The following is a 6,053-nucleotide window of genomic DNA, read 5'->3' on the forward strand; positions in this document are numbered from 1 at the left end:
CTGTGCGCAGATGCTGGCCCTGGTGAACCAGATGTCCCTGTTCGGCCTGCACCGCCGGCTGCGCGGAGCGCTGGTGGGCCACTTCGCCGCTGTCGAGATCACTTCCTCCCCCGCTTCGCGACGCCTCGCCCAGGCCATGAAGCGCACGGGAGCGGGCCCCGCGGCGGAATTCTTCTACACCGAGCACGTCGAGGCGGACGCGGTGCACGAGCAGGTGGTGCGCCGCGATGTGATAGGCGGCCTGCTCGATGACGAACCGGAACTGGCGGCCGAGATCGCGTTCGGCATCACGGCCACCTCGTGTCTCGAGGACCGGCTCGAAGAGCGGTTGCTCGCGGACTGGCGGGCCTGAGGCACCGTCCTGATCCGCACCCGTCGGCGAAGCAACGAATGGAGTCGAAGATGTCCGCAGACATGGCTGAAAACACTGAGAACACCCGCAGTGCCCGTTTGATGACTCTCCCCGGGGTGTACGCGCCCCAGCACGACACCCGCCTGCTCATGGCCGCACTGGACCGGGAAGCCATCGGTCCGGGCACCGAGGTCCTCGATGTCGGCACGGGCAGCGGCGCTCTCGCTCTGCATGCGGCGCAGCTGGGTGCACGAGTGACGGCCGTGGACGTCGCCTGGCGGGCCCTGATGACCGCCCAGCTCAACGCGCTGGTGCATCGTCGGCGCATCACCGTACAGCGGAGCGATCTCCTCACCGCCTTGCCGGGGCGGTCCTACGACCTGGTGATATGCAACCCGCCCTATGTGCCGTCGCCCATGGCCGGGCTCCCCGAGCGAGGTGCCGCGCGGGCCTGGGAGGCCGGGCGGGACGGCAGGGCGGTGCTCGACCGGATCTGTGAGACCGTTCCGGCCGCGCTGCGGCCCGGGGGCCGTCTCCTCCTGGTGCACTCCGGCCTGTGCGACAGCGAGGTGACCGTGCGGCGTCTGTCGGAGGCCGGGCTGCAGGCCCGTGTCACCGACCGCGCCTTCGTGCCTCTCGGGCCTGTGCTGCGGTCCAGACTTCCCTGGCTGCGTGAGACGGGGCTGGTGGACGAGGGAGACATGACGGAGGAGCTGGTGGTCATCCGTGCCGAACAAGCCTGAGCACCCTTGCCGGATCGCCCTCGGTGACGAGGGGCCCCTTCTGGTCGAAGGACCTGTGGAGGTCACCTGCGCGGACGGCAGCGTGGCGGTCTCCGACCGGTTCACCGTAGCCGTCTGCATGTGCCGGCGCAGCCGGATGTACCCATGGTGCGACACCAGCCACCGACGGCGTAAGCGGCCCCGCGAGGAGTTCCGCGACCCGGCGGACTGATGTGGCTCAATCGCCCTCCCGCGGCCGCGCCGGCGCCACCCCGCGCAAGCGGCGGACCATCGCGCGCAGCCGCGGGCGGCGTTCGTGCGCCTCGGCCGAACTGCGGTCCAGTTCTTCGGCCAGGCGCTCCGTGCGTTTGTCGATGTCGAGTTCGTCCAGGATGCGGTCGACCTCCGCGAGCAGCGCGCCGTGCAGCTGCCACTGCCTCGGGTGTTCCTGGACGTCCTCGAGCAGCAGATTCGCCACCCGGTCGCGTGTCGTGCGACTGCGGGAGAGCGCGTCGGCCAGGCGCTCCTCGGCCTCCTCACCGCTCTCGGCCATCGGCGTGGTGATCATCAACGCGAACCCCTCGATGGCGTCGGACATGTGCCCGAACAGTTCCCGGAGGTCCCTGGCCACGTCGGCGGGGAAGAGTGCTTCGCCGGTGCGCGCCTTGGCCAGGTCGGTCAGGGTCCGGGTCAGGACGCGCAGCACCACGGCGCAGATCTCCAGGGTGTCGAGCCCGGTCCGCAGGACGACGCGGTGGAGCAGCCCCTGCCTGACGCGGGGGTTGAGCATCAGGCTCTCCTCGGCCTGCCTCAGGGACGCGTCGACCTCCACGATGTCGTGGTCCAGACGCCGGGCTTCGTGGAGGCGCGCGGCGGCCTCCCGTACGGGGTGGTTGCCGCCGATCTCCTCCCCCAGCGCCCGGAACATCTCCCCCATCCGGTCTCCCAGGCCGCCGATGGAGACGCCCGCCGATTCGACCCAGACGGGGGGTGCCAGCAGCAGGTTGAAGAGCAGGCCGACCCCCGCGCCGATCAGGGTTTCCAGCACGCGTTCCCAGGCCGTGTCGGCGACCTGCGAGACGCCCAGGACCAGCATCGCGCTGATGGCCACCTCGGGCACGAACTCGTTGACCCGTACCAGGCGTCCGATCAGCAGGGAGGTGAAGATCGTCAGCCCCAGGCTCCACCAGCTCAGGCCGACCAGGGAACTGAACCCGCTGGCGATCAGGACTCCGACGACGACGGCGTTCACTCGCCGGATGCCGGTGGTGAGCGTGGCGTAGAGAGTGACCTGCACCACGAGGAGGGCGGTGAGGGGCGCGGTGAGCGGGGCGGGATGCGGCGCGGGCAGGACCGACTGGGCCACCGCGAAGGCGATGACGGCCGCCGCCGTCGATCGCAGGACCTGGGCCGCGGCCGGTTCGGTGGTGCGCTGGACGAGTTTGACGACGGGCTCGGGTGTGGAAACTGCAGGCATTCCTTGACGGTGCCCCGAACATCGGCCCCTCAGTGCTCCAGGGCACGGTCGGACTCCGTACGGACGTACGCCCGTCCCCTCGGCATCGGCCTCGCGGTCCTGGCATCTTGGAGGGAAGGTGGAGGTATGGCTATCTCACTCACGCCCCCGGGAGAGACGCCTCCCGCCGAGGGCTCCACAAGCGAAGCACACGTCGAGCGCGCCGACGGAGGGATCTGGGAACACCCCGTTTTCTGGGCGGCCATGGTGCTGCTGGGCTCACTGGTCGTCGCGGGGTACTTCATCGCGCGTATCTTCGGGTTCACGTGAGGGCGCGCGGGACTCTCGCCGAGTTGCTGGAACGCCACGGCAGAACGTATGCGGCCGAGGCGGGTATCCGGTTGCGCGACACCCCTCAGCCCTTGTACCAGCTCCTCGTCCTGAGCCATCTGCTGAGTGCGCGTATCCGCGCCCGGGTCGCGGTGGCTGCGGCCCGGGCACTCTTCTCACGCCGGTTGCGCACACCACGCCGTATGGCCGACGCATCGTGGAAGGAGCGCGTCGACGCGCTGGGCGAGGGAGGCTACCGCCGCTACGACGAACGGACGGCGACCCAGCTCGGGGACGGTGCCCTGCTCCTGCTCGACGCGTACGGCGGGGACCTGCGGCGTCTGCGCGAGGAGGCCGACGGTGACACGGGCGTCCTGAGCACGGGGCTTCGCCGCTTTCCCGGCATCGGGCCGGCGGGTGCCGACATCTTCCTCCGCGAGGTGCAGACGGTGTGGCCGGAGACGGCGCCCTACCTCGACGCGAAGGCGCTCCAGGGTGCCGGACAGCTCGGTCTGCCCACCGCGCCGGACGAACTCCTCCGGCTGGCGAAGGGCCAGGACCCGGCTTTACTCGCAGCGGCTCTGGTCCGAGGCGCACTGGACAAGCGCTGAGCCCTGCTCAGCCTGTCGGCCGCCGCTTGCCCGGCTTGGTGGAACGGCCTTCCACCAGCGCGCGCCTGATCTGCGCCGCGGTCGCGCGGGCGTGGTCCGAGGTCGCCGTCCGGTCGGCCACCGACGTCACGAAGCGGTGGGTGGGCCGCAGACACCGGCCGCACGGCGTGCCGGTGGTGATGAGGTAGCCGTCCTCGCACTGGGGGTCCGCACAGTGACCGGGGCTCACGAGCGCTTCGGCGATCTCCTGCGGTGCCCAGCGGCGCCGGCCGTCCTCGTCCTTCTCGTGGAGGGCGTGGGACCAGCGGACGTTCCACCGGCGTTCGAGCCGCTCCAGGAGCTGGTCCGGGGTGCGCCGGGCGAGCTCCCGGTGGATCAGATCGTGCACGGTGCGGGGGTGGCGGTGGCCGAGTGCCTGGACCAGCGGCTGCGGAAGGGCCTGAAGGATGTAGGCGACCGGGTCGCCGCCCGCGCGCTCGCGCCACTTGCGGCAGGCGCAGGGGCCCTCGGCGGGCAGCGCCTGCTGGCATCTGCCGCACCGGCCCCTGCACTCCGCGCAGAGCCCGTCGTCGAGTCCGTCCAGATGGGGGGCGGGGGCCCGGCCGCAGTCCCGGCAGCATGCGGCACACGGGCCGCAGAGGCGCTCGTCGCCGAGCTTCGTCGTCCACTGCCGCTGCTGGCAGCGGCAGCACAGGGCGTTGTTGCAGTACTCGTGGTGAGCGGCGCCCGAGTGACGTCCGGGGGGCGGGAATGACATTGGTGCGGTCTCCAGGTGCGTGGCCAGGAATTGTCAGGTCCAAGCCAGTTCGACGAAGCGCGCGCAGGGGCCTTCAGGTGACGATATCGCCCCGTGCGGGCCCATGCGGCGCCCTGTCACGATCCGGTCGGCATTCTCCCCCACCCGGACGGTTCGCGGGGATCAGGGCCGCAAACCACTGACGACGTTCGCGGTGGCGGTGATCCCTTCATGGATGGTAGGAGCCATGCTCGTACCCGCGAGGAGGAATCCCAGCAGGCCGCAGACGATCGCATGCGAGATCTTGAGCCCGCCGTTCCGCAGGAAGATCACTGCGAGAAACAGCAGGAGCAGGATCACCGAGATCGAAATGGCCATGGCCAACCTCCTCCGCCGCGCCGGATTTGCGGCTTTCGGCCGCCAGTGTGGCGCAGCGGAGAGGCTGTTCGGCGCACTGGCGTGCCCGCCGAACGGGTGTTGACGCACGGTGACCGGACGCACAGACCGGTGGCGGTCAGCCGCTGCGACGGCTACCGGGCTCGCGTCGGCGGAGGAAGGTTTCGAGCCCTGCCAGATCATCGGTGTTGAGGTGATCGACGCCCGCGGCCACGAGTTCGGTCCAGACGGCCTCGCGCTCCGGACCCGCGACGTCGGGGGTGCCCCAGAAGCGGACCCGTCGGCCTCTCGCATGGGCGGCCGAGACGAGGGTGCGCAGCCTGTCACGCTCGGCGGCGGGGAAGGGCCCGGCTCCCTTCCAGCTGAAGTTCGTGGCCCAGTTGCCGCTGATGAGCGGGATGAAGGAGGCGGGAGCCGCGGTGCCGAGGTCCTCCGGCCGGCCGTCGTAGAAGGCGTAACGGGTGGCCTGTGCCTCCATCGGCACACGGGCGGCCCGGTCTCCCGAGATGACCGGGGTGACCGCTCCGGTACGCACGCGGCCGTGGACCGAGCGGGTGAGGATGTGGCGGTAGCGGCGGAGTGTCCGGTCGAGCACGAGGTAGGTGGCGGCGCCGTCGTTCTTGATGTCGATCAGCAGCTGGAGAGGGGTGTGGTACCCGGCGTGGACGCGGCCGTGATTGGCGCGGACCCGGGCCAGCAAGGGATCGAGGTAGAGCGAGACAAGGGTGCGTGCGGGGTCCAGGCTCTCGGCCTCGTGGGCCACGAGCAGTTCGCCGTCGACGAGGAAGATGTCCGCCTCGACGCTGGTGAAGCCGTGCGTGAGCGCGTCGTGGAGGGGTCGCGGGTGCAGGTAGTCGTTGTGCGCGTGGGCCCGGGCCAGCGGGCGGGGGGCACGGGGGCGGCCGGTCGCGGTGGGCACCGCGGCGGCTGCCTGGGCGGGAACGAAGGCGCCTGCGGCGGCGCCGGCGAGGGCGGTGGTGACGACTCTGCGACGGGTCAGGTGTGCCATGGGGTCTCCCTGAAGCGGGGGCGGGCAGAGCGGGCGGGGGGACGCCATGAGTATGGAGGCCCGGATCCGCCCGAAAGCAGGCACCTGCCAAGAGTTGGAATTGCCGTCGTCCGCGCGTCGGCTGCCCTGCGCCTGCTGTTCCCCCGCCCGCAGCCCCGAAGAGCCGCAGGCGTGACGGGGGCGGGGCACGCGTGACCACGTGCCCCGCCCTCTCCGTCCTACGGAGCGGGCAGCTCCATCAGCCCGGCCACGGTCCCGCGGTGCCGTCCCGGGGTGCCGTACGCGATCGAGTCCGCCTTGGCCCGCTTCAGATACAGGTGTGCGGGGTGCTCCCAGGTCATTCCGATCCCGCCGTGCAACTGCACGCATTCCTCCGCCGCGTGCACCGCGGCCTCGGAGCAGTACGCCTGCGCCACGGCCACCGCGAGCGGGGCGTCCGGG

Annotated in this window: 10 protein-coding genes; 5 read left to right on the forward strand and 5 right to left on the reverse strand. The window is 71.1% G+C overall.

Annotated features, from left to right (window positions below):
- The 3 genes from VN520_RS23450 to VN520_RS23460 form a co-directional block, all read left to right on the forward strand.
- A partial coding sequence (locus VN520_RS23450; protein ID WP_325748916.1) for an iron-containing redox enzyme family protein occupies positions 1-352 on the forward strand: 352 nt, incomplete at its 5' end.
- A 50-nt stretch (positions 353-402) separates the two neighbouring features.
- Complete coding sequence (locus VN520_RS23455) at positions 403-1,095, forward strand: HemK2/MTQ2 family protein methyltransferase (RefSeq protein ID WP_325748917.1); 693 nt, start codon at positions 403-405, stop codon at positions 1,093-1,095.
- Positions 1,079-1,306 (forward strand): CDGSH iron-sulfur domain-containing protein, encoded by a 228-nt coding sequence (locus tag VN520_RS23460; RefSeq protein ID WP_325748918.1) that lies wholly within the window; start codon positions 1,079-1,081, stop codon positions 1,304-1,306. Before VN520_RS23455 ends, VN520_RS23460 begins: the two co-directional genes overlap by 17 nt.
- A 6-nt stretch (positions 1,307-1,312) precedes the next feature.
- Here the strand turns inward: VN520_RS23460 and VN520_RS23465 are convergent, their stop codons facing one another.
- On the reverse strand, positions 1,313-2,551 hold the full coding sequence (locus tag VN520_RS23465) for an FUSC family protein (RefSeq protein ID WP_325748919.1): 1,239 nt from the start codon (positions 2,549-2,551) through the stop codon (positions 1,313-1,315).
- Positions 2,552-2,677: 126 nt separating this feature from the next.
- On the opposite strand from VN520_RS23465, the gene VN520_RS23470 reads away from it, so the two are divergent.
- Positions 2,678-2,860, forward strand: a complete 183-nt coding sequence (locus tag VN520_RS23470) for a DUF6480 family protein (RefSeq protein ID WP_325748920.1) — start codon at positions 2,678-2,680, stop codon at positions 2,858-2,860.
- Entirely contained in the window at positions 2,857-3,471 is a 615-nt protein-coding gene (locus tag VN520_RS23475) for an endonuclease (RefSeq protein WP_325748921.1), read from the forward strand. The genes VN520_RS23470 and VN520_RS23475 overlap by 4 nt, the downstream gene beginning before the upstream one ends.
- Positions 3,472-3,478: 7 nt before the next feature.
- Here the strand turns inward: VN520_RS23475 and VN520_RS23480 are convergent, their stop codons facing one another.
- The 4 genes from VN520_RS23480 to VN520_RS23495 form a co-directional block, all read right to left on the reverse strand.
- A complete protein-coding gene (locus VN520_RS23480; protein ID WP_325748922.1) occupies positions 3,479-4,228 on the reverse strand; it encodes a hypothetical protein in 750 nt (249 codons plus the stop codon).
- Between the two features lie 162 nt (positions 4,229-4,390).
- A complete protein-coding gene (locus VN520_RS23485; protein WP_325748923.1) occupies positions 4,391-4,585 on the reverse strand; it encodes a hypothetical protein in 195 nt (64 codons plus the stop codon).
- 136 nt (positions 4,586-4,721) lie between these two features.
- Positions 4,722-5,612: a phosphatidylinositol-specific phospholipase C/glycerophosphodiester phosphodiesterase family protein gene (locus VN520_RS23490; RefSeq protein WP_325748924.1), complete on the reverse strand. Its 891-nt coding sequence runs from the start codon at positions 5,610-5,612 to the stop codon at positions 4,722-4,724.
- A gap of 218 nt (positions 5,613-5,830) precedes the next feature.
- A partial coding sequence (locus VN520_RS23495; protein ID WP_325748925.1) for an acyl-CoA dehydrogenase family protein occupies positions 5,831-6,053 on the reverse strand: 223 nt, incomplete at its 5' end.

Origin of the sequence: Streptomyces sp., assembly GCF_035563135.1 — a bacterium.
Classification (GTDB): Bacteria; Actinomycetota; Actinomycetes; order Streptomycetales; family Streptomycetaceae; genus Streptomyces.